This is a genomic window from Aminobacter sp. UC22_36 (genome assembly GCF_044056035.1).
In the GTDB taxonomy this organism is placed as follows: Bacteria; Pseudomonadota; Alphaproteobacteria; order Rhizobiales; family Rhizobiaceae; genus Aminobacter.
Genome location: NZ_CP171995.1, coordinates 408070 through 430456, shown reverse-complemented (window position 1 = coordinate 430456; position 22387 = coordinate 408070). Strand labels below are relative to the sequence as shown.

14 protein-coding genes and 1 pseudogene are annotated in these 22387 nt (G+C 63.1%); 4 read left to right on the top strand and 11 right to left on the bottom strand.

Features of this window, described 5'->3' with window-relative positions:
* Positions 1-272: 272 nt before the first annotated feature.
* From ACHMW7_RS01990 to ACHMW7_RS01955, 8 genes are all read right to left on the bottom strand, one after another.
* Positions 273-1097 carry an ATP-binding cassette domain-containing protein gene (locus ACHMW7_RS01990; protein ID WP_395446214.1) on the bottom strand — a complete coding sequence of 275 codons (825 nt, stop codon included), beginning with the start codon at positions 1095-1097 and terminating at the stop codon, positions 273-275.
* On the bottom strand, positions 1090-2127 hold the full coding sequence (locus tag ACHMW7_RS01985) for an ABC transporter ATP-binding protein (RefSeq protein WP_395446213.1): 1038 nt from the start codon (positions 2125-2127) through the stop codon (positions 1090-1092). Before ACHMW7_RS01985 ends, ACHMW7_RS01990 begins: the two co-directional genes overlap by 8 nt.
* A 1-nt stretch (position 2128) precedes the next feature.
* Complete coding sequence (locus ACHMW7_RS01980; RefSeq protein ID WP_395446212.1) at positions 2129-3025, bottom strand: ABC transporter permease; 897 nt, start codon at positions 3023-3025, stop codon at positions 2129-2131.
* Entirely contained in the window at positions 3022-4029 is a 1008-nt protein-coding gene (locus ACHMW7_RS01975) for an ABC transporter permease (protein ID WP_395446211.1), read from the bottom strand. Before ACHMW7_RS01975 ends, ACHMW7_RS01980 begins: the two co-directional genes overlap by 4 nt.
* Before the next feature lie 56 nt (positions 4030-4085).
* Positions 4086-5657 carry an ABC transporter substrate-binding protein gene (locus ACHMW7_RS01970; protein ID WP_395446210.1) on the bottom strand — a complete coding sequence of 524 codons (1572 nt, stop codon included), beginning with the start codon at positions 5655-5657 and terminating at the stop codon, positions 4086-4088.
* Between the two features lie 82 nt (positions 5658-5739).
* Positions 5740-9591, bottom strand: a complete 3852-nt coding sequence (locus ACHMW7_RS01965) for a hydantoinase B/oxoprolinase family protein (protein ID WP_395446209.1) — start codon at positions 9589-9591, stop codon at positions 5740-5742.
* 18 nt (positions 9592-9609) lie between these two features.
* Positions 9610-10389 (bottom strand): IclR family transcriptional regulator, encoded by a 780-nt coding sequence (locus ACHMW7_RS01960; RefSeq protein WP_395446208.1) that lies wholly within the window; start codon positions 10387-10389, stop codon positions 9610-9612.
* A 150-nt stretch (positions 10390-10539) separates the two neighbouring features.
* A complete protein-coding gene (locus tag ACHMW7_RS01955) occupies positions 10540-11727 on the bottom strand; it encodes an amidohydrolase (protein ID WP_395446207.1) in 1188 nt (395 codons plus the stop codon).
* A gap of 152 nt (positions 11728-11879) precedes the next feature.
* On the opposite strand from ACHMW7_RS01955, the pseudogene ACHMW7_RS01950 reads away from it, so the two are divergent.
* Positions 11880-13057: pseudogene (locus ACHMW7_RS01950) on the top strand (M20 aminoacylase family protein).
* A gap of 108 nt (positions 13058-13165) precedes the next feature.
* Here ACHMW7_RS01950 and ACHMW7_RS01945 read toward each other — a convergent pair.
* Complete coding sequence (locus tag ACHMW7_RS01945; protein WP_395446206.1) at positions 13166-16351, bottom strand: efflux RND transporter permease subunit; 3186 nt, start codon at positions 16349-16351, stop codon at positions 13166-13168.
* A complete protein-coding gene (locus tag ACHMW7_RS01940) occupies positions 16348-17589 on the bottom strand; it encodes an efflux RND transporter periplasmic adaptor subunit (RefSeq protein WP_395446700.1) in 1242 nt (413 codons plus the stop codon). The genes ACHMW7_RS01945 and ACHMW7_RS01940 overlap by 4 nt, the downstream gene beginning before the upstream one ends.
* Positions 17590-18167: 578 nt before the next feature.
* On the opposite strand from ACHMW7_RS01940, the gene ACHMW7_RS01935 reads away from it, so the two are divergent.
* The 3 genes from ACHMW7_RS01935 (at position 18168) to ACHMW7_RS01925 (ending at position 20585) form a co-directional block, all read left to right on the top strand.
* The gene (locus ACHMW7_RS01935) at positions 18168-18410 is read left to right on the top strand and encodes a DUF1344 domain-containing protein (protein WP_395446205.1); all 243 of its coding nucleotides are present in this window, start codon (positions 18168-18170) and stop codon (positions 18408-18410) included.
* Between the two features lie 733 nt (positions 18411-19143).
* Positions 19144-19926, top strand: coding sequence for an aspartate/glutamate racemase family protein (locus tag ACHMW7_RS01930; protein WP_395446204.1), 783 nt, complete (start codon positions 19144-19146; stop codon positions 19924-19926).
* 2 nt (positions 19927-19928) lie between these two features.
* Positions 19929-20585: a flavin reductase family protein gene (locus ACHMW7_RS01925; protein WP_395446203.1), complete on the top strand. Its 657-nt coding sequence runs from the start codon at positions 19929-19931 to the stop codon at positions 20583-20585.
* Positions 20586-20737: 152 nt separating this feature from the next.
* On the opposite strand, the gene ACHMW7_RS01920 is transcribed toward ACHMW7_RS01925, so the two are convergent.
* Positions 20738-22369 carry an FGGY-family carbohydrate kinase gene (locus tag ACHMW7_RS01920; protein WP_395446202.1) on the bottom strand — a complete coding sequence of 544 codons (1632 nt, stop codon included), beginning with the start codon at positions 22367-22369 and terminating at the stop codon, positions 20738-20740.
* Positions 22370-22387 lie beyond the last annotated feature (18 nt).

Genomic DNA, 22387 nt, shown 5'->3' with positions numbered 1-22387 from the left:
CAAACGACCAGCACATAGATGGTTGTCTCATACCTGACGCGAACAGGCCACGCCGACCCAGTGTCTGCAATCAAGAGGGCCGGAAGCTGACAGTCCCACAGGGTGTTTGGCGGAATGGAGCTGGGCCTGAAGCCACACAAGTTCTGCCAGATGTCATCGTACATAGTCTTAATGCGGCCAGCCCCGCACCGTCCGCCCGATCACGCCGACCACGGCGGAAGCGTTGGCCGCGGCTGTTCGAGAACGTTTCAAGGCCGCCGAAGTGGCTTGATCTAGCCGCTGCGAGAGCTATCTGCCGGTACTTTCACCTCGGGCATCGCGCCGATCAGCATGCGGGCATAATCGCTTTTCGGAGCGTCGAAAATCTCAGCGCAATCGCCCTGTTCGACGATCTCGCCGCGGTTGATCAGGGCCACCCGGTCGCAGAGATAACGCACCACCGCCAGATCGTGGCTGATGAAGAAATAGGTCAGGCCGAGGCGATCCTGCAGCTCGCACAGCAGGTTGAGAACCTGCGCCTGCACCGAGACGTCGAGCGCCGAGGTCGGCTCGTCCAGAAGCAGCAGTTCCGGGCCCGAGGCAAGGGCGCGCGCGATGCAGATGCGCTGGCGCTGGCCGCCGGAGAATTCGTGCGGATAGCGGTGGAGGTGCTGCGGGCCCATGCCGACCAGCGAAAGCAGCTCGGCGGCGCGGTCGCTGCGTTGTCTATTTGTCAGGCCCAAGGTTTCGTGATGGATCACCAGGGGCTCGGTGACGATGTCGTAGACCGACATGCGCGGGTTGAGAGACGCGTAAGGATCCTGGAAGACGATCTGGACACGGGCGCGCAGCCGCCGCAGCTCGGCGTCGGAAAGCTTGCCCAGATCCTGGCCCTGCACACGGATGTTGCCCGAGGTCGGGGTTTCCAGATGCAGGATGGAGCGGGTGAGGGTGGTCTTGCCCGAGCCGCTTTCGCCGACGAGGCCGAAGCTCTCGCCCTTGCGCACGCTGAGCGACACGTTTTTCAGCGCCTGGACTTCTGGCGATGTCCCGAAGATGCCGCGACGCCCCGGGTAGATTTTCGAGACATTGTCGATCTCTAGCATGATCTCAGTCATGGACGAGTGCTTCCATTTCATTCACGCGAATGCAGGCGGCGGCATGGCTGTCGCCAACCGGCACTGCTGCCGGCATGGCAGCGGTGCAGGCCGGCAGGGCAAACTGGCAACGCGGGGCGAAGCGGCAGCCTGGCGGCGGCGTGATGAGGTTGGGCACGGAACCGGCCAGGCCGCGCAACTCACCGCGCCTGGTTTCCCGGGTCGGGATCGCCGACATCAACGCGCGCGTGTAAGGATGGACGGGTTTGCCGATCACGGCTGCGACCGGGCCGCTTTCGACGATGTTTCCCGCATACATGACCGCGACATGGCTGCATGTCTGGGCGACGACACCCAGATTGTGGGTGATCAGCACGACACCCATGTCGAAGTCCTTGACGCTGTTTTTGATGAGCTCGAGGATCTGGGCCTGGACCGACACGTCGAGCGCTGTCGTCGGCTCGTCGGCGATGAGAAGGTCGGGGCGGCCGATCAGCGCCATGGCGATCAGCACGCGCTGGCGCATGCCGCCGGAGAACTGATGCGGGTAGTCGTCGAGCCGCGCCAGTGCGTTGGGGATGCCGACACGGGCCAGCATCTCGCCGGCCAGCTTGCGCGCGGCTTTTCGACGTTCGCGCCGGCCGGCATTGGGCGAACAGCCGATCACATCAGGATCGCGGTCAGCGGCAGCCAGCGCCACGTCGACGAGTTGTTCGCCGATGCGGAAGGCCGGATTGAGGTTGGTCGTCGGGTCCTGGAAGATCATGCCGATACGCTTGCCGCGCAGGCGCTGCATCTGAGCCGGGCTGAGCTTGAGAAGGTCCTGGCCTTCGAGCAGGATCTCGCCCGCCGTGTAGTGCGCCGGCGGCGTTGGCTGCAGGCGCGAGACCGACAGGCCAGTCAGCGACTTGCCGCAGCCGCTTTCGCCGACAAGGCCCCAGATCTCACCCCGGTTCACGGTGAGATTGATGCCGTTGAGGACATGCGCCCGGCCGTCGAAGCTCGACATCCTCAGGTGCAGGTCGCGGATTGAAAGGAGAGGGGCAGTCATCTCAGCGCCTCGCTTTCGGATCGAGGATGTCACGCAGGCCGTCACCCAGAAGGTTGAAGCCGAACACCGCAAGGAACATCGCCATGCCAGGCGCCATTGCCGTCCACCAATAGTCGGGCATGTAGGAACGCGACACCGAAAGCAGCGTGCCCCATTCCGGCGTTGGCGGACGGACGCCGATGCCGATGAAGCCGAGGCCCGCCACGGTGAGAATGGCAAAGCCCATGTCGAGCGACATCTTGACGATGATCGGCGAGACGACGTTGGGCAGGATATGGCGGAAGAGGATACGTTTCGGCGTAGCGCCGAGCGCACGCGCGGCGGTCACATAGACCTCCTCGCGCGCCGCCAGCACCTCGCCGCGCACGAGCCGTGCATAGCCGGGCCACCATGACAGGGCAATGGCGATGACCATGTTGCCGAAGCCCGAGCCTAGGGCTGCGGCAATCGCCATGGCAAGGATCAAACCGGGAATGGTCAGCGTGAGATCGGTCAACCGCATCAGCACCTCGTCAACCCAGCCGCGGGCGAAGCCGGCAATGGCGCCGACCAGCGTGCCGATGACAGATCCGATGAGCACGACGCCGAAGCCGGCGAGTACCGAAACGGTGGTGCCGGCCATGACGAGTGAAAGCACGTCCTGGCCGAGCTCGTTGGTGCCGAATGGATGGGCCGCCGACGGGGGGATGAAGCGCGCGGCGGTGTCGACGCCGCCGGCAACGTGATTGGGGTAGGGGGCGAGCGCAGTGCCAAAGACAGTGAAGAAGATCACCACCGCGACAATGACCGCCCCGAGCATCGACAGCTTGCTCTGCGAAAAGCGGAAGAAGGCGCGGCGCAGCCTGTCGCGGCGCGGCGTGACAAAATCGTCCGCAGTGTTGTGCTCGGTCGTGGTCATGAATAGCGGACCTTGGGGTTGATGACGCCGTAGAGCAGGTCGATGACGAGGTTGGCGAAGACGAAGAGCAGGCCAATGACCAGTGCGACGCCGATCACCGGCATCATGTCCTGCGATACGATGGCCTTGGTGGCATAGAGACCGAGACCCGGCCAGTCGAACACGGTTTCGACCAGCACCGTGCCGCCGAGCAGCCAGCCGAAGTAGAGGCCGATCACTGTCAGCGTCGCCGAGATGGCGTTGCGGGCAACATATTTGGTGATGATCTTGCGAGAGGGCAGGCCGAGCGCACGCGCGGTCATCACATAGTCCTGCTGCATCACCTCGATCGTCGAGGCACGCATCATGCGCATGATCGTGGCGAGCGGGGACAGCGACATGGCGATGGCAGGCAATGCCAGATGGCGGAGCGACATGAAGAAGGCATTCCAGTTGCCGGCGATCAGAGAATCGATGGTCAGGAAGCCGGTGACGAAGCGCGGCGGGATAACGACGATTGGCAGGCGGCCGCCGAGCGGCAGCCACATCAGCCACATGGCAAAGCAGAGCTGCAGAAGCAGGCCGAGAAAGAAGCGCGGCATGGAAATCGCGCCGATGGCGCCGACCTGGGCGAGATAGTCAGGCCAGCGGTTGCGCCACACGGCGGTGATGAGGCCAAGGGGGATGCCGACGGCGACCGCGATGAACATCGCCGCGAAGACGAGTTCGAGGGTCGCGGGCAGATAGGCCTTGATATCGGCAGCGACGGGGCGGCGGGTCAGCAGCGACGTGCCGAGATCGCCATGGACCAGGCCGGAGACATAGGTGCCGTACTGCACCCAGATAGGCTGATCCAACCCGTATTCCACGGCCAGCGCTGCGATTTCGGCTTGCGTTGCGTTCGGACCTGCGGCGAGCGCCACCGGATCGCCCGGCAGAAGGCGAGCGATGGCGAACATGATGATCGTCAGTCCGACGATAACCGGTATGAGCAGCAGGAGCCGCCGCAGGATGAAATGCAGCATTGCCGATGTCCTCTGTTGGAGCTTTGGCGGGCCCGAAGACCCGCCAAATGTTCGACTTAGCCGAGCGACAGGCCCCAGGCCTCGATCGCGTTGGAGGCGACTGGCGTGAAGTGGTAGTCCTTCACGTTGTCACGCATTGCAAGCTTGCGGCGCTCAAGCACACCGAAGATGTCAGGTGCGTCCTCGACAACCTTCTTCTGGAAGTCGCCATAGATCGCGATGCGCTTGGCCGGATCGATCTCCTTGCGGCCGGCTTCGATCAGGGCGTCGACTTCCGGGTTCTTGTAGACGGCGTTCTGCCAGGCGCCATTGCGCGACGAATGGTAGGCCGCATAGGCGATGTTGTCAGGGTCGCCGTAGTTCGCCGTCTGGTAGACGGGGAACAGGTCCGGGAAGGTTTCGGGCGACTTGCAGGCGCTCACCATGTCGGGCCAGTTCATCGGCACGATCTCGAGCTCGATATTGAGCTGCTTGAGGCTGTCGAGCATGATGAGCGCCCAGCGGCGCTGCTGCTCAAGACCTGAGACGTGGTACATCTTGAGCTTGAAGCCGCCTTCCGGCTTTGCCGACTTCGCCATGTATTCCTTCGCCTTGGCGAGGTCGGTGCCATAGGCGACGAGATCGGGGTTGAAGCCAAGGATGCCCTTGGGCAGCGGGCCATTCATCGGATCGGCATAACCTGCAGCGTCGAGGATCGCCTTGTAGTTCGTGGCATAAGAGATCGCCTTGCGCAGGTTGATGTCGGCGCAAGGGCCGTGCTGCGTGTTCATCTTTATCGAGAAGGTGCGGTATTCCGGCTCGATGACGCTGACGACGCCGGGGGCATCCTTCAGGGCGTCCATGTCCTCGCTGGTGAGGTCGGTGGCGATATGCGCCTCGCCGCGCTGGATCATCAGCCGCTGCGTGGCGGTTTCACGCACGATCTGCCAGATCACGCCTTCGAGGTTGCCGCCGCCGGCCTGCCACGCTTCGGGCGCGCGGGCCAGCTGGTAGAGCGTGCCGACCTCGAAACGGGCGACGGCGAACGGACCCGAGCCTGCCGCATTGGTCATGAGATAGGTTTCGCCGGAGTCGCTACCGAGATTGGCCTCGACCACCGCCTTCTCGACGACGAAGATCCACGGCAGCACCTGCAGGAACGGCGCGAAGGGCGTCGCGAGTTTGAACTTGACCGTGCCGGCGTCGACCGCCGTCACGCCTTCGGCGGTGACGATGTCGCGGATCATCCAGGAGTTGCCCTTGGCGAGCTTCAGCGCGCGGGCGAAGGAGTAGACGACGTCGTCGGCGGTGACGGCATTGCCGGAGTGGAACTTGGCGGCCTTGTTCAGGACGAATGTGTACTCCGTGCCGTCGGCGCTGACGGTCCAGCTCTCGGCGATACCAGGTGCGGGCACAGGCGGGTTGCCCGAAATCCGCACGAGCGGGTCATAGACGTTGCGCATGAAGAACGAGGCCGAATAGCCCGTCGCGGTATGCGGGTCGAAATTGGGGATGTCCTGGCCGGCGGCGATGATCAGGACGCCGCCCGACTGGGCGAAGAGCTGACGCGGGAAAACTGATGTGGCGAGGCCCACGCCGGCCAGGGCCAGCAGGCCGCGCCGCGAGATGTTGAACTGGTCAGAGGTCATTGCATTGCTCCTGTCGGATGTCTGGTCGTCATTGCAAATGGGGCGGCGCCAGTTGGCCGGCGCCGCCGGGTCTCGGAGGGGCTCACGCCCAGGCCACGTTCTCTTGCGGCGCCACGGTTCCAGGTGTTCCCGGTTCCTTGCGGTAGTTGAGCGCCACGTGGTCCGGCGTCACGAAGCCGAGTGCGAGATCGCGGGAAATCGCAGCGTGGTCACGCTCGGCGGAATTGCCGTAACCGGAGCCGCCGGCCAGGACGAGTTCCACCACCTGGTCGGTGCGGTGCAGCGAAACGAGCTCGCCCGTTCCACAATCGCGCAGCACGCGACCGTCGGTGGACAACACGCGTCCACGAGCCCCGCCGCCGGCCTTGCCGCCGAACAGACCGTCGATCGGGTTGTCGACGCCCTCGGGGTAGACGGAGACGAGCATCTCCAGCCCGTCCTCGTCGCGCTTGCGGAAGCGAATGACCTGGCCAAGCCCGCCACGCGTCTTGCCGGCACCGCCGCTGTCAGCCCGGAACGCCTTCTCCAGCACCAGCACGGGCACCCTGCTTTCCATCAATTCGATGGAGGTGTTGGCCGCAGACGTTGGCCAGAGCAGCGAGGAGTGGCCGTCGCCGCGCTCGGAGCCACCCTGGCCGCCGCCGCAGAAGAGCATGTCGGAATAGAACTGCCCATCCTTGGTCTGGCCATAGACATTCGCTGCGACGGCAAGTCCGGTGAAGGACTGGACCATGTCGGGCGAGGCCGATGCGAGTGCTGCGAAGATGTTCGGCGCAAGATACCAGCCGGTGCGGGTACGCAGGTTCACCGCGGCCGGATAGGTCGGGTTCAGGATCGAGCCCTCGGGCGCGGTCACCGTGAACGGGCGATAGCAGCCGGCATTGCCGCGAACCGCTGGCGTCAGCATGCACTTCAGCGGGTAGGTCGCATGCGCTGCCGTGTAGTTCAGCGTCGAGTTGAGGCCGCCCTGCGGCAGCTGCGGCGGGGCACCGGCAAAATCGACTGATATGCTGTCGCCTTCCACCTTGACCAGGACCGGGTAGCTGATCGTTTCGCCCAGCGGGTTGTTGGTGATGACCGAGCGGTACTCGCCATCGGGCAGCGCCCGGATCGCGTCGCGCATCGCCTTTTCGGACAAGCCCTGCACGACTTCGGCCAGCGCGCCCAGGTCATGCATGCCATAGTCATGCATGAAGGCATCGAGCCGCTCCGCGCCGAGCTTGTTGGCTGCGACGAAGGAGAAGATGTCGCCCAGGACCTGCTCGCCGTTGCGGACGTTCTGGCGGATGAGCTGGATCAGCGTTTCGTTCGGCTTGCCCTCCTCGAAGATCTTCATCGGCGGGATCTGCAGGCCCTCCTCGTAGATCTCGCGGGCATGGAGCGAATCCTTGGTGCCGCCGATATCGGAGACATGACCGACAGTGCCCATCAGGCCCACCAGCTTGCCATTGCGGAAGGCCGGCGTGACGATGGCGATGTCGAACAGATGGCCGGCGCAGAGCCACGGATCGTTGGTGATCAGAACGTCGCCGGGCTTGAGCGTCTCGGCCGGGTAACGCGCCAGCAGCGCCTTGACCGCGCGGGGAAGCGTCAGGTTGAAGACCGGCATGGCGCGTGGGCTGTGGGCCAGCGTCTCGCCGTCCTTGTCGAGCAGTTCGCAGGCAAAGTCCTGCGCCTCGGCGATGACGAGCGAGAAGGCGGTCCGGCAGACGGTAAGCCACATCTCCTCGACGACATTGACGAGGCGCGACCACATGATCTCAAGGCCGATCGGGTCGCCCTTGATCCGCGCCACGGCCTCGGCCCGCGTCATGTCGTCAGTGACGAACGCATCGGCGGCCTTGAGCGCGCCGACCTGCACGCAGAGGTTCTGGCCGGCGTCGATCGTCACGCTGTCGGATGGGCCGACGACGGTGGTGGACTCGCGCTCCTCGATGATCGCAGGACCGGGAATGGTGTCGCCGCTGCGCAGCGCGTAGCGGTCGTAGACCGCCGTCTCGAACTTGCCTTCGTCAAACCAGCAGACGCGGTGTCCCTTGATCCGGGCTGCCGTATCGCCGCCACCGGTGGCACCGGTGAGTGAAAGCTGCGGCGTCGGACCGGCGACGCGAACGCGGAAGTTGACGGATTCGAAGCGCGCGCCCTCGAAGGGCTCGGCATAACGGGCTGAATAGGCGCGGACGAAGGCCTCGCGAATGGCCGGCAGGTCGGCCTCGCTGAGTGTGGTGGCGGGAAGCGGCACGCTGATGTCATGCATCTGGCCGACAAGGCGCATGTCGGCGCTGCGCTCGACCACAGTATCCGCTGCAGCGATGTCCGAGCGCGACAGCTGGTGACGGCCCTCGTTTTCGAGGTCCGTCAGCACGCCATTGACGGCTTGAGCGTCAAAGCCTGATTTCAGCTCGACACGCAGCGACCGCACGCCTTCGAAGGACAGCGGCGCTGCAAGGAAACCGAGCGCCGATGCCGCGCCCGATGCAGGCGGGATCAAGACGGAGCTGATGCCCATGGCGCGCGCCACGTCGACGGCATGGGCGGGACCGGCGCCGCCGAAACCGACCATGGAGTATTCGCGCGGATCCTTGCCGCGCTCGACCAGATGCACGCGCGCGGCCGAGGCCATGCTTTCGACAACCACCTTGTGGATGCCGAGTGCCGCTTGCTCGATCGTCAGATCCAGCGGTTCCGCCACGCGTGCAATGGCTGCACGGGCGGCCTCGAGGTCGAGCTTCATGCGGCCGCCGAGGAAGAAGTTGGGATCGTAGTAGCCAAGCGTGAGGTTGGCGTCGGTGACCGTCGGCTGCTTGCCGCCCATGCCGTAGCAGGCCGGGCCCGGATCGGAGCTCGCGGAATGAGGGCCGACCTTCAGCAGGCCGACGTCGTCGATGGCGGCAATCGAACCGCCGCCGGCGCCGATCTCGATCATCTCGATGACAGGGGCCTTGATCGGCAGGCCGGAGCCCTTGACGAAGCGGTGGACGCGCGCGGCCTCCATCATAGGCGAGATCTCGGCGCGGCCGTCCTCGATCATGCAGGCCTTGGCGGTGGTGCCGCCCATGTCGAAGGAAATGACGTCGGACAATCCGGCCGCCTTGCCGAACAGCGCGGTGGCGAGACCGCCGCCCGCCGGGCCGCTTTCCAGCAGCCGGATCGGGAAGTCGCGTGCGGTCTCCAGCGACATCAGGCCACCGGCCGAATGCATGAGCCGAAGCGCGCCGGCGAAACCCGCACCGCGCAGCGACGTCTCAAGCTTGGTCAGGTAGCGGTGCATCAAGGGCTGCACGAAGGCGTTGGCGCAGGTGGTGACCGTGCGCTGGTATTCGCCCATTTCGGCCACGACCTCGCTTGAAATCGAGATCGACAGCTCAGGGAACGCGGCGCGGATGATGTCGGCGGCGCGGCGCTCATGCGCTGAATTGGCATAGGAATGGATGAAGGCGATGGCCATCGCCTCGCAGCCCTGCGCGACCAGCGCCTTTGCCGCCAGCAGGACCTGTGCCTCGTCAAGAGCGGTTTCCACATTGCCTGCGGCCGTCATGCGCTCGTCGACCTCGAGACGCAGGTCGCGGCTGACCATCGGGTCGGGGAACGATACGAACAGGTCATAGATGTCGTAGCGTTGCTCGGTGCCCATTTCGAGCAGGTCGCGGAAGCCGCGCGTCGTGATCAGGCCGACAGGCGCGCCCTTGCGCTCGATGACCGCATTGGTGACCAGCGTCGTGCCGTGGACGATCTCGCCGACGTCGCTATGCTTGATGCTCTGCAGATCCAGCAGTTCCTGCAGGCCAAGCAGCGCTGCCTGGGACGGATCGTGCGGCGTGGTCAGTCGCTTGTGCAGCGTGACGGAATGGTTCTGGCTGTCATAGAGCACGAAGTCGGTGAAGGTTCCACCAATGTCGAACCCGACGCGCCAGCGGTTGGGCAGATCACTCATTACATGATGTCCTTTTCTTCAAATCCGGGGGGCGACGAAGGCGCTGTCGCCCAGGTCCTCGGCAATGCGGGCCGCCCCTTTGGCGAGGGCAGCGATCATCTCGTCGCGGCCTTTGGTGTCCACGAGTGCGTGGGGGTAAACGATGCAGAGGCTGACGGCTTCGTCGGTGCGAGGGTCGGCGACCGATATCGCGATGGCGTCCACGCCAGGTGTCGCCTCCTGGCTCGAATAGGCGAAGCCCTGGTGCCGTACTTTCGACAGCTGCTCGGTCAGATCGGCCAGGGCGCTGTGTCCGGTGTAGAGCGCATGGACTGCTTCCTCGCCTAGCCGCGCCAGCAGCGACCGGCCGGTCGCGCTGAGATGGGCGGGCAGCCGCCGGCCGATGTTGCTGACGACGCGCAATGCGTTGGTGCCCTGGAAGTCGGCCACAGCGGTCACTTCCTTGCCGTCGCGCACGGAGATGTAGCCGGTATGGCCAAAGGTGGCGCTGGCTTCGGCGACCACTTCACTGGCGCGGCCGATCAGCAGCGAGGAACGACGGTAGGCCGCGGCAAGGTCGAGCATCAGCCGGCCCGGGCGATGCCGGTGGCTGTCGCCGATCGTCTCCAGCATGTTCGCCTCGCGCATCGCCTTCAACAGGCGCGACGCATTGGCTTTGGGCATGCCGAGCAGTCTCACGACGTCCGAAACCGTGAGGTCGGGACAGTCGTTGCCGAAGCACCTCAGCACATCCGCGGCATTGTTCAGGACCGACATTGCTCCTCCGAGTCGTTCCATTAAATGGAACTTCAGTTCCACTTTATGCAACTAATGCTCTCGTCTGTTCATTCGGTCAAGCTAAAAAATGAGCCGACTTCCCGATGCCGCCGGGCAGGCAGCATCGGGATGGCAAGAGGCAATGCTTCGCCCGTCCCGGCAGTGACGCCGGGATCGAGCGAAGTCCTCAGATCAAGAATTTGATTTTGTTGGCGCGGCCGCGCTCAGGCGGCGCCGCGCACCTCGACGAGCCGGGCCAGCAGGCTGGCGCCGACGGGCAGGATCGTGTCGTCGAAAATGAATCCGGAATTGTGCAGCGGAACGGTTCCGCCATGCCCCAGATTGAAGAAAGCGCCCCGGAACCACGCGCAGGAGATCGGCCATGTCCTCCGATCCCATGGTCAGTTCTGCGTTCGGCTGCGCCTTGTCGCCGACGATCTCCTGCGCCACCTCGATGAGGTTGTCGACCCGTCCTGGATCGTTCGAAAGCACGTCGAAGATGTTGCGGATATCGGCCACGATCTCGATTTCATGGGCAAGCGCAAAGCCGGCGCAGAGCTTGCGGATGCGGTCTTCGATCATCACGCCGTCGGCTTCGTCGAAGTAGCGGAAGGTGCCGCGAAGGACCGCCGTTTCCGGAATGACGTTGTAGGCGGATCCGGCATGGAACTGGGTGACCGAAACGACGGCGGGATGCGTCGGGTCCATGTTGCGCGAGACGATCTCCTGCATCTCCTTGACCAGGCCGGAGCCGATGGTGATCGGATCGCGGCTGGCCTGGGGCATCGCCCCGTGGCTGCCGCGGCCATGCAGCGTGATGTCGAAGAAGCTCGCCCCGGCCTGTGCCTTGCCAGGCCGGATCGTCAGCTGGGAATGCCCCTGGTAGGGCGAATTGTGCATTCCATAGAGTTCGTCGCAGGGGAAACGGTCGAACAGGCCGTCGCGCAGCATGGCTCTCGCGCCGCCGAGACCTTCCTCCGCCGGCTGGAAGATCAGCACGGCACGACCGGAGAAATCGCGATTGCCGGCGAGGTAGCGCGCAGCACCGAGCAGCATGGTGGTGTGCCCGTCATGGCCGCAGCCATGGAACACGCCGGGATTCTTCGAGGCGTAGGGCAGGTTGGTCAGTTCATCCATCGGCAGGGCATCCATGTCGGCGCGCAAGCCGATGCTGCGCCCCGGCCGTGCACCGTCGATGACGCCCACAAGGCCGGTGCCGCCGATGCCGCGCTCGACGGCGACGCCCCAACTCGCAAGCAAATCCGCCACGCGCTGCGAGGTGCGATGCTCCTCGAAGCCGAGTTCGGGATGCTGGTGAAAATCCTGGCGTATCGCGGTGAGATCGTCGGCGAACTGGGCAATCTGTTCAATTACAGGCATGGCGAACCGTCTTTCGTGGCTTTGGCCCGTCAGTGGCACTGGCGTCTTGTGAAGGCAAGCGTTTCGTCCTAGGCCTCGAAGATGTGAACGGAGGCGCGGGTCGAGTGGCCCATAGGCGTCGACACTCCAGATTGAGCCGCCTGAAAGAGGAAATGATGTCAGTACAGACGATCGAGACGATTGCCGAAGAAGCCGGGCAGTGGCGCCGCCACCTCCACCAGAATCCCGAGCTCCTGTTCGATCTGCCGGCGACGTCGGCCTTCGTCGCCGACAAGCTGAAGTCGTTCGGCTGCGACGAGGTCGTCACCGGCATTGCCAAGTCGGGCGTCGTCGCGGTGGTGAAGGGAAAACTGGGCGCGGGCCGCACCATCGGCCTGCGCGCCGACATGGATGCGCTGCCGATCGCCGAACAGACCAACCTGGCCCATGCTTCAAGGAACCCGGGCAAGATGCATGCCTGCGGTCATGACGGCCACACGGCGATGTTGCTCGGTGCTGCACGTCACCTTGCCTCGACCCGGGATTTTGCCGGCACGGCCGTGCTCATCTTCCAACCGGCCGAAGAAGGTGGCGCTGGCGGGCGCGTCATGCTCGAGGAGGGGCTGCTCGAGCGCTTCGGCATCGAGGAGGTCTTCGGCATGCACAACGAGCCGGGCCTGCCTGTCGGCTCCTTTGCCATTCGGCCGGGTCCGATGCTGGCAGCTGCCGACCGCTTCGTGGTCACACTGAATGGCAAGGGCTCCCATGCTGCTTCGCCGCATGAATCGCGCGACCCCATTCTGATCAGCGCACATCTGGTGACGGCGCTCCAGTCGATCGCCTCGCGCAACGTCGATCCCTTCGACCCTGTCGTCGTGTCGGTCACCTATCTCGCCGGCGGTAGCGCCGCTGCGCTGAACGTCATTCCGGAAACGGCAGTCGTCGGCGGCACGATCAGGACGATCGATCCAAAACGCGGAAGGCCGTCGAGCAGCGTTTCAGGGACATCGTCGCCAACACCGCGCGTCTTTTCGAAGCCCAGGCAGAGATCGACTGGCGCCCCGGCTACCCGGTCACCGTCAATGATCCCGAGATGACGAAGGCTGCGATAGCAGTCGCCTCCGATGTCGCCGGAGCGGAAAAGGTCAATGGCAATTGCCAGTGCACGATGGGCGCTGAGGATTTCTCCTACATGCTCGAAAAGCGGCCAGGCGCGATCATCTGGCTGGGCAATGGCAACTCCGCCGGGCTTCACAATCCCGCCTATGATTTCAACGACGCCGCCATCGTCCATGGCCTTCGCTACTGGACAACACTGGTCAGCGAGAGACTAGCCCAGCCTGCGGGGTGATGACCGTTGGGATGGGTCTGGCCCACGCACATGCGTGGGCCAGACCCGATCACTTGACGTCAAGACCACTTGCCCGGTGAGAGGTACGCCAATGCCGTGGCGAAACGTCTAGTGAACAAGATCATTTTCGGAGACGGCCATCCTTGCCGCGATGTTGCGCTCACGTCGCAGTACCAGCCGCCGGATGACGACGTAGAAGACTGGCGTCAGGATCAGCCCGAAGAATGTCACGCCAAGCATGCCGGAGAACACGGCGATGCCCATGACATGGCGCATCTCTGCACCGGCTCCGGTCGCAAAGACCAGTGGCACGACACCGGCAATGAATGCCAGTGATGTCATCAGGATCGGCCTCAGACGCAAGCGTGCGGCTTCGAGCACCGCGGCAAGCGGATCCTGGCCCTTCTTCTCCTCTTCATGAGCAAACTCGACGATCAGGATGGCGTTCTTGGCGGCAAGACCGACCAGCACCACAAACGCGATCTGGATGAAGATGTTGTTGTCCCCGTTTGAGAGCCAGACGCCGACGATCGCCGACAGCAATGCCAATGGCGCGATGAGCAGGACCGTGAAGGGCAGAGACCAGCTGTTGTACTGCGCCGCCAGGATCAGGAATGCCAGCAATACCGCGAGCGGGAACACGATCACGGCCGTGTTCCCGGCCTGCTTTTCCTGGAAGGTCAGATCGGTCCACTCGAACGTCATGCCGGCTGGCAGCGTCTCACGCACGATCCGCTCGATTGCCGCTGTCGCCTGACCGGACGAATAGCCAGGTGCTGGACCTCCTGTGAGGTCGACCGAGGGGTAGCCATTGTAGTGCATCACCCGGTCTGGCCCTGAACTGGTAGTGACGGTTGCAAGGGCGGCGAGGGGAACCATCTCGCCTGCGGCATTGCGAACCTTCAGGCGAGCGATGTCGTCCACTTGCGCGCGGAATGGCGCATCCGCCTGGACGATCACGCGATAGGTACGGCCAAAGCGGTTGAAGTCGTTTGCATACAAGGAGCCCAGATTGACCTGCAAGGTCTCGAAGATCGCCGTCAACGGAACGCCTTGTGCCTTGGCCTTGACCCGATCGAGATCGAGCTGAACCTGCGGTGCGTTGACCTGGAAGCTCGCCATCATGCCGGCAAGTTCCGGCGCTTGCGAGGCCTTTGCCATGACCTCGGCCTGCGCCTTGGCAAGGGCCTCTAGCCCCGCGCCGGAGCGATCCTCGATCTGGAGCTTGAAGCCACCCATGGTGCCGAGGCCCGGCACCGGCGGCGGCGGGAAAATGCCGACGAAGCCGTCTGGGATCTGGCTGTACTTGGCCATCAGCCGCCCCGCGATCGCATTGGCCGCAAGCGAGGGATCCTTGCGCTGATCGAATGGATCGAGCATGGCGAAGACGACGGCTGCATTTGGCAGATTGACGAAGCCGTTCACGGACAGTCCCGGAAAGGCCACGACGCTTTCCACGCCCGGTTCCGCCAGCGCTATCCTGGACATCTCCTTGACGACGGCCTCTGTCCGGTCGAGCGACGCTCCCGATGGCAACTGGGCAATGCCGACGAGATAGTACTTGTCCTGCGCGGGCACGAAACCGGTCGGGATGCTCTGCAGGCCCATCCAGGTCATAGCAACAAGTCCTGCGTAGAGCACCAGGATCACGCCGCTTATGCGGATAGCGCGACGTGTCGCGCCGACATAGGCGTTCGATGCCCTGTCGAAGAAGCGATTGAACAGACGGAAGAACCGGCCGAACGCAAAATCGATGCCTCGGGTGAGCCAGTCGCGGTTTGACCCGGCGTGGTGTGGCTTCAACAGAACGCCCGCCAGCGCTGGCGAAAGCGTCAGGGAGTTGACCGCTGAAAGAACCGTCGAGATTGCAATGGTGACTGCGAACTGACGGTAGAATTCGCCCTGAAGGCCCGACAGGAAGGCGGACGGAATGAACACGGCGGCAAGCACGGACGTGATCGCGATGATCGGTGCTGTCACCTCATCCATCGCCTTGCGGGCCGCTTCCTTCGGCGTTTCGCCAAGACCGATGTGCCGTTCGACGTTTTCGACGACAACGATGGCGTCGTCGACCACAATGCCGATCGAAAGAACCAGGCCGAACAACGACAAGGTATTGAGCGAGAAACCCAGCAGATACATCACCGCAAGCGTGCCGACGAGCGATATGGGCACGGCAACCAGCGGAATGATGGACGCACGCCACGTCTGCAGGAACAGGACGACGACGATGACGACGAGAACGATCGCCTCGAGCAACGTTGCCACGACGGCGGCCAGGGACGCTCGCACGAAGACGGTTGGATCGTAGGCAATCCGGTATTCCAGACCCTCCGGAAAACCTTGCTGCAACTGCTCCATCTCAGCGCGCACGGCGTTCGAGACGTCAAGCGCATTTGCACCGGGGCGTTGAATGATCTGCATCGCGACGGCAGGCTCGCCGTCGAGCAGGCTGCGCAACGCATAGCCATCAGCGCCAAGACCAATCCGCGCAACATCGCGCAGGCGCACGATCTGCCCGTCATCGCCTGTCTTGATGACGATTTCGCCGAATTGTTCCTCACTGGACAGTCGACCCAGTGTACTGACCGTGACTTCATAGCTCGCTGCCTGCGATGGCTGTTGCCCCACCGATCCGGCGGCGACCTGGAGGTTTTGTTCGCGGATGGCGGCGACGACATCCGCGGCGGTCAGTCCGCGTGCTGCAACTTTGGCGGGATCCAGCCAGACGCGCATGGCGTATTCGCCTGCACCCCATACGATGACGTCGCCGACCCCTGGCAGGCGGGCGAGCGTGTCGCGAATTTGGAGACTGGCAAAGTTGGAAATGTAGAGTGGGTCGTAGCGTTTGTCGGGCGATACAAGGTGCACCACCATCAGGATGTCGGGGGACGTTTTTTGGGTGACAACGCCGATGCGTTGAACTTCTTCCGGCAGGCGTGGCAGGGCGCGCGACACGCGGTTCTGCACCTGGATCTGGGCCATGTCAGGATCCGTGCCCTGGGCAAAGGTGACGGTGAGTGTCATCCTGCCGTCAGTCGCAGCCTGTGAGCTCATGTAGAGCATGCCCTCGACGCCATTGATCGATTGTTCGAGCGGGGAGGCCACCGTCTCGGCGATCACCTGCGGGTTGGCACCGGGATAACTAGCGGCCACCTGCACCGTCGGCGGGGTGACCGACGGATATTCGCTCAACGAGAGTCGAAACAGCGCTATTGCGCCGGCAATCAGCATCAGGGCGGAGAGGACGATCGCAAAGATCGGGCGATTGATGAAAAAGCGGGGCAGGTTCATCGACGTGCTTCCTGCGTGTTGCCATTGGCAACGCCGTCGACGGAGCGCTGGTCGGGTGCCATTGCGATCCGGTTCGGGCTAACCTGCATGCCGGGTCGGACGAGCCCCTTGATGATGATCGTGTCACCAGCGTTGAGACCGCTTGCAACGACGCGCAGTCCATCGTTCATCGCGCCCAGTTCGACCGGCCGGTATTGGACCATGTCGCCGGCACCCAGCACCAGAACGTAGCGGCGTCCCTGATCGGTCCCGACCGCCTGATCATCGATAAGAACCGTCTCTGCCGGTGCGCTCGTTGCAAGTTTCACCCGCGCGAACAGGCCTGGCGTCAGCCGGCCGTCGGGGTTGGCCAGCACAGCTCGGGCGCGGATCGTCCCGGTGCTTCGATCGATACGATTTCCCAGGAAGTCCAGGGTGCCTGAATGCGGGTAGCCGCTCTCGGTGGCGAGCCCCACATTCACCGGCAACGAGGCGCCTTTGCCGCCGATGGCCTCGGGACGTGTCTGTTTCAGAAAGCTCAGATAGGCCGCTTCATCGATGTCGAAATAGACATGTACAGGATCGACCGACACGATCGTGGTGAGCAATGTCGCTGTGGCTCCGGACGCTCCGGTGACCAGGTTTCCTTCCGTCACAAGCACCCTGTCGACGCGTCCGGCGATCGGGGCGGTCACGCGAGAATAAGAAAGGTCGAGCCTGGCTGCAGCACTTGCGGCCTTTGCCTCCAGCACCTGCGCTTGCCGCTCCTGCTTCCCGGCCGCGTCGTCGTCATAGGTCTTGCCGGGGATAGCTCCGGTCGGGAGCAGCCGCTGTGATCGATCGAGATCGGTCTCGGCCTGCGAGAGCAGAACCCTGGCCCGTTGAAGCCGCGCTTCAGCATTCTGGAGCGCGACCTCATATGGGCGAGGGTCGATCTGGAAGAGCAGCTGGCCTCGTTCAACGAGGCCGCCTTCCGGCACGCTGACGGATTCAAGCATGCCGCCGACACGCGGCCGCAGCTCTACCGTCTTGGCGGCTGCTACGACGCCAGTAAACTCGGAAGATCGCGCGATCACCCGCGTGATGACTTCGGCGACCGGAACCTGCGGCAGTGGCGGGGTCATGGGAGCGGTCTTGCTCGTTTCGCCCGAGCTCAGCGCCTGGCTGACAACGACAGGCACACCATTGAGATAGAGCAACAATGCACCGCCGCCTGCAGCCGCCAAAGTGAAGAGAAATATCCTGGATCTACGCGTCATTTGTTCTACCTCGTCGTCAGAATGCGTGACGTCTCCGACGACACCGCTTGATGATTTTGGCGACGGTAGTGATTGCAGTGACTGGAAGGTCAACCGACTTCTGGTGCTGCGGCCAATTTGCATAGGTCGCCGCAGCAAACCTCTGATCGGCAAGGAATCAACTGCGTTTGCATCCTCACGACGGACGATCAATTGCCCGAGCGCTGAGGCTGCTTACTTGCTGATTTGCAGGGAGTTTCTGCCAAACGTGCACCCCGCCACCGGTACGCGTCGCACCACTAGAAATGACGAGGTCGCTGCCGGCAGAGCCAACGGCCACAGCTGTCCATTGCCACGCTTGACTTTCCAGTAGCGGGAAAGCGCAGCCTGCAAAAACGGCTCGAAAAGCCGCCAACCAGGCAGGAGACGGAAATGCTCTACTGATCATCGAACATGGCTTGCGGCCAGTCTGCAGGCCCACCTAACCGGTCATCAGACCGAAGTCAGATCTTTACGAAAAGCACTGGTGGGGACAGTCCCGGCATCCAGAGATGCCGGGTAGGGCCCTCCATTGTTCAAAAATAGAAGGCACACCTAGAATGAAGAACATCCTCCTCATTGTTGCACCTCTCGTTTTCGTTGCCGGCGCAGCATTCGCATCCTCCTTTGACGGCGTTGTTGCCAAATACAACCACGACGTACGTGTCATCACGCTCGAGAACGGCAGAAGCTACACGGTGCCGCGCGACGTTGCCTTGCCCCCGCTCCAGGCCGGCGAGAAGGTGTCGATCATTTTGAACGACGAAGGAGATCGTGTGACTGCCGTGCTGAAGTCGTATTAGGAGGCCAAAGCCTCCGACAAGAAAAGCGCCACGGGAGCTCCCACCCGTGGCGTTTGGCCTTGCTGCCTATCCTTGTTGCACCAACGTGGAGCACGCCATTATTGCGGATGCGGAGACCTCGACTGACATGCGAGCCGGCAGTGCGTTTACCGAGATGGGGAACCTCGAACGCACTGCCGGCAGACGCCTGGAGTTGGGAACACGCGGCGCGCCGGGAGTGGTAGCGCGCCGCGGAAAACCAGGCGTTTCTTTGCGACTGGATCAGGAGGCCAAGGCATCAACGCGTGTTGCCGCAGCCTCCGCCTCCAGAGAGCTGATCGCTTGCCGCGGTGGAGATCCTTGGCAAACACGCGGGCCGCATCGTGGCGGCGCTTTCGATCTTCCCATGCGGAAATAAACGCTCACTTGTATAGACATATCATTCTAGACATGTATACAATGTTTCGTCAATATCGTATTTTTTGTAAGGAAGTTTCGCGGGTATGAAGGTCGCATCACAGGTTTGATGGAGGGGCGGCGCGATCTCGTCACTGAAGTGAGCCGAATGGAGCCTGGAGGGCGGCGGCCTCCAGGCTGGTGGCAATAATTGGCCTGAACCCGGTTGAATTCATGCGTGTTGCCGTGCCCGAATAGAGCGGGACTCGGGCCCAAAAGTGAATTCGGAAGCGAACGCTCTCAGGTAGAGATGAATCCATATCGTGCACAGTTTTGTATACTTTAGTGGAGGAAATAAATGCGAATTAAGCTGATAAATCCCAATACCACTGCATCGATGACCGAGCTTATGGGCGAAGCGGCTCGTGCGGTCGCAGCCCCTGGTACTGACATTGTTCTTGCCACGTCTCGCTCGGGCGCGGCATCGATCGAAGGGCACTATGATGAAGCTTTGAGTGTCCTGGGCACCATCGATGAGATACTCGAAGGTAGTGCTGCCGATGCCTATGTGATCGGCTGCTTCGGCGATCCGGGACTTCTCGCCGCGCGCGAGATTACGGGTGCTCCCGTGCTGGGGATTGCCGAGGCCGCCATGCATGCGGCGACATTTGTCGCCTCCAGTTTCTCGATCGTGACGACGCTTGAGCGCACGCGCGTGATATCGGAACAGCTGGTCCGCAACTACGGCATGCAAAATCACTGCCGTCGGGTCAGGGCCACCGACGTGCCGGTGCTGGAGCTTGAAAAGCCGGGGTCGAGCGCCCGCGCCATCGTCCTGGGTGAGTGCGAGGAAGCGCTTCGCGACGATCGCGCGGAAGCGATCGTGCTTGGCTGTGCTGGCATGGCGGATTTGGCGAAGTACCTCGAAGAGCGGCTGCACGTGCCTGTCATCGATGGCGTGGCCGCGGCAATCAAGTTTGCCGAGGCAATCGTGGGCATGCGACTGCGCACGTCCAAGGTTGGCGATCTGGCATATCCGCTGCCCAAACCTTACCTGGGCAAGCTCTCTGGCTATGCGCCGGCCAAACTGTTTCCAGCCAATGCGCGTGAGCGCACTGCCTGTTTGGCCCAGCGGAGCTGACCGTGGATTTCGATTTCGCCGAGCTGCCCGAAACCGACCGCTACCGGCTGCTCACCAACTTTGTCGGGCCGCGGCCGATCGCACTCGTCACCACCATCGACGAGCATGGCTGCAACAATGCCGCGCCGATGAGTTTCTTCAACGTCTTCTCGCACGAGCAGCCGCTGCTCATTTTGGGCATGCAGACGCGGCCCGACGGCACCGCCAAGGACACCGTCGCCAACATCAGGCGCTCAGGCGAGTTCGTCGTCCACATGGTCGACATGGCGATCGCCAACGAGATGATCGTTACCGGTATCAATTTCCCCAGCGACGTCGACGAGATCGAGTTTGCCGGCTTGACCAGCACGCCGTCGGTCAAGGTCGCGGCACCCCGCATTGAGGAATCGCCCTGTGCCATGGAGTGCAAGGTGTCGCAGATCCTCGACTATGGACGCCGCACCATCGTCATCGGCGAGGTCGTGCAGATGTATGTCCGCGACGAATGCCTCGACGAGCGTGGCCGTTACGTCCGGCCCGAGATCTATCAGCTGATCGCGCGGCTGCATGCCGACAACTACATCGTCGCCGACAACCAGTTCGTGCTCAAGCGCCCCACTGAGCTCCATCACGAGGAAGTGGCGGGATATGCCAATGTCTCGACAAAACGGTCAAAATAGAATGCCGCGGTTGTTCAACGCGGCGTCGATGCCGGCGCATCCATGTTAGCGAGCCGATGGGGATACCAAGCCACATTTGCCGATCCTGACGGGCATCTGTGGATGATTGCCGCCAGTTCGGGGACTGACAAACTCGTGGCAGCGACCAGGCGCTAACGGATCTCCCGCGCAATTGCCTGCAGTTTCTGGAAGGCGGCGTATCTTTGGCCATGCTGCTCCGCCATCTTCCCATCGGAAGGGGCATAGGTGCTGTCAGTACGCGAAAGACTGGCCATCGCAGCACGGATGTCAGCGAAGACCCCGGCAGCCACGCTCCCGAGAATGGCGGCTCCCAAAAGTACCGGCTCTTCTGAGCGCGTTGCCAGAACCGGCTTTCCAGTCGTGTCGGCAAGGAGTTGGCGGACAAGGTCGAGTTGACCAGCACCTCCGCTGATGACGATCTTTTCGATCGGCGCGCCGGATGACGCCTGCACGTCAATGATCTGACGCAGTCCATAACCGATGCCACATAGTCCCGCGATGTAGAGCGAGACGAGATTGTCGATGTCACCCTCCATGCCAAGCCCGGCGACGACAGCGCGGGCATGCGGATCGGCAAAGGGCGCACGGTTGCCGAGGAATTCCGGGACAACATGAAGGCCACCGGCCAGTTCTACCGCCTGGGAGAGATTTCCAACCTTGTGCGCAGCAAGCTCGGCAAGCAGAGCGGGAAGCGAGAGGCCCCGGGTCTTTGCCAGTTCCTGTGCTTCGCCGGCGGCAGGATGGAAAGACAGGAGTTGTTCGATCGCAGCTCCGGCAGCAGACTGGCCACCTTCGTTCAGCCACATGCCTGAGACCATCGCCGAATAATAGGGTCCCCAGACACCGGGTACGAACACCGGTTCCACAGTCGAGGTCATCGTGCAGGACGAGGTGCCGAAGACGTATCCGAGATTGCACTCCAGGGGGCCGTCCACGCCCACTGTTCCAATGCCGCCTGCATGCGCATCGATCATGCCTGCGCCCACAGGTGTGCCCAAAGGCAAGCCAAGCTCGTTGGCCGCACGCTCGCTCAGACCGTTTCCGACTGACGAGCCCGGGTCGACGACGTTCTGGCCAATGCGGGAGAAGTCTTCGTCCGCAAGCATGCCGAGGCCGATCTGGCGGAAGTAGCTCGGGTCCCAGCGCTTCTCATGCGCCAGGTAGGTCCACTTGCACGTAACCGTGCAGGTCGAGCGCGCAAGGTCCCCCGTTGCGCGCCAGGTGAGGAAGTCGGCAAGATCGAAGAATTGCCACGCCGCGTCGAAGACATCGGGGCGGTTTTCCCGCAACCAGAGCAGCTTCGGCGTCTCCATTTCCGGGGAGATGCGACCGCCGACATAGCGCAAGACATCGTGGCCCTGCGCATTGATCCGTTCCGCCTGGTCGACGGCGCGGTGGTCCATCCACACGATGATGTCGCGCTGCGGATCCTCCGACGGTCCCACCGGCAGCGAGATGCCATCCTTGCCGAGGACAACGAGCGAGCAGGTCGCGTCGAATCCCACGCTGGCGACAGCATGGGGATCGATACCGGCCCTGGAGACCGCCTCGCGAACCGAGGCGCAGACGGCCGCCCAGATTTCCGTGCTCGACTGTTCGACGATCGAACCGGCCTCGCGATGGAGGGTGATATTGCGCTTGGCCGAAGCAAGCATGTTGCCTGTGAGGTCGAACAGGCCAGCTCTTGCGCTGCCGGTCCCGACATCGACGCCAATAAGGTAGCGTTCGCCGCCGATGGGGCGTGCGGAGGAAGTGTTGGTCATGGTCTACCGCCTGCAATC

Coding starts and splice junctions, on each gene's coding strand:
- ACHMW7_RS01940 (WP_395446700.1), bottom strand. CDS start 17,589: ATGACGCGTAGATCCAGGATATTTCTCTTCACTTTGGCGGCTGCAGGC.
- ACHMW7_RS01920 (WP_395446202.1), bottom strand. CDS start 22,369: ATGACCAACACTTCCTCCGCACGCCCCATCGGCGGCGAACGCTACCTT.
- ACHMW7_RS01945 (WP_395446206.1), bottom strand. CDS start 16,351: ATGAACCTGCCCCGCTTTTTCATCAATCGCCCGATCTTTGCGATCGTC.
- ACHMW7_RS01930 (WP_395446204.1), top strand. CDS start 19,144: ATGCGAATTAAGCTGATAAATCCCAATACCACTGCATCGATGACCGAG.
- ACHMW7_RS01980 (WP_395446212.1), bottom strand. CDS start 3,025: ATGACCACGACCGAGCACAACACTGCGGACGATTTTGTCACGCCGCGC.
- ACHMW7_RS01935 (WP_395446205.1), top strand. CDS start 18,168: ATGAAGAACATCCTCCTCATTGTTGCACCTCTCGTTTTCGTTGCCGGC.
- ACHMW7_RS01955 (WP_395446207.1), bottom strand. CDS start 11,727: ATGCCTGTAATTGAACAGATTGCCCAGTTCGCCGACGATCTCACCGCG.
- ACHMW7_RS01985 (WP_395446213.1), bottom strand. CDS start 2,127: ATGACTGCCCCTCTCCTTTCAATCCGCGACCTGCACCTGAGGATGTCG.
- ACHMW7_RS01990 (WP_395446214.1), bottom strand. CDS start 1,097: ATGACTGAGATCATGCTAGAGATCGACAATGTCTCGAAAATCTACCCG.
- ACHMW7_RS01970 (WP_395446210.1), bottom strand. CDS start 5,657: ATGACCTCTGACCAGTTCAACATCTCGCGGCGCGGCCTGCTGGCCCTG.
- ACHMW7_RS01975 (WP_395446211.1), bottom strand. CDS start 4,029: ATGCTGCATTTCATCCTGCGGCGGCTCCTGCTGCTCATACCGGTTATC.
- ACHMW7_RS01965 (WP_395446209.1), bottom strand. CDS start 9,591: ATGAGTGATCTGCCCAACCGCTGGCGCGTCGGGTTCGACATTGGTGGA.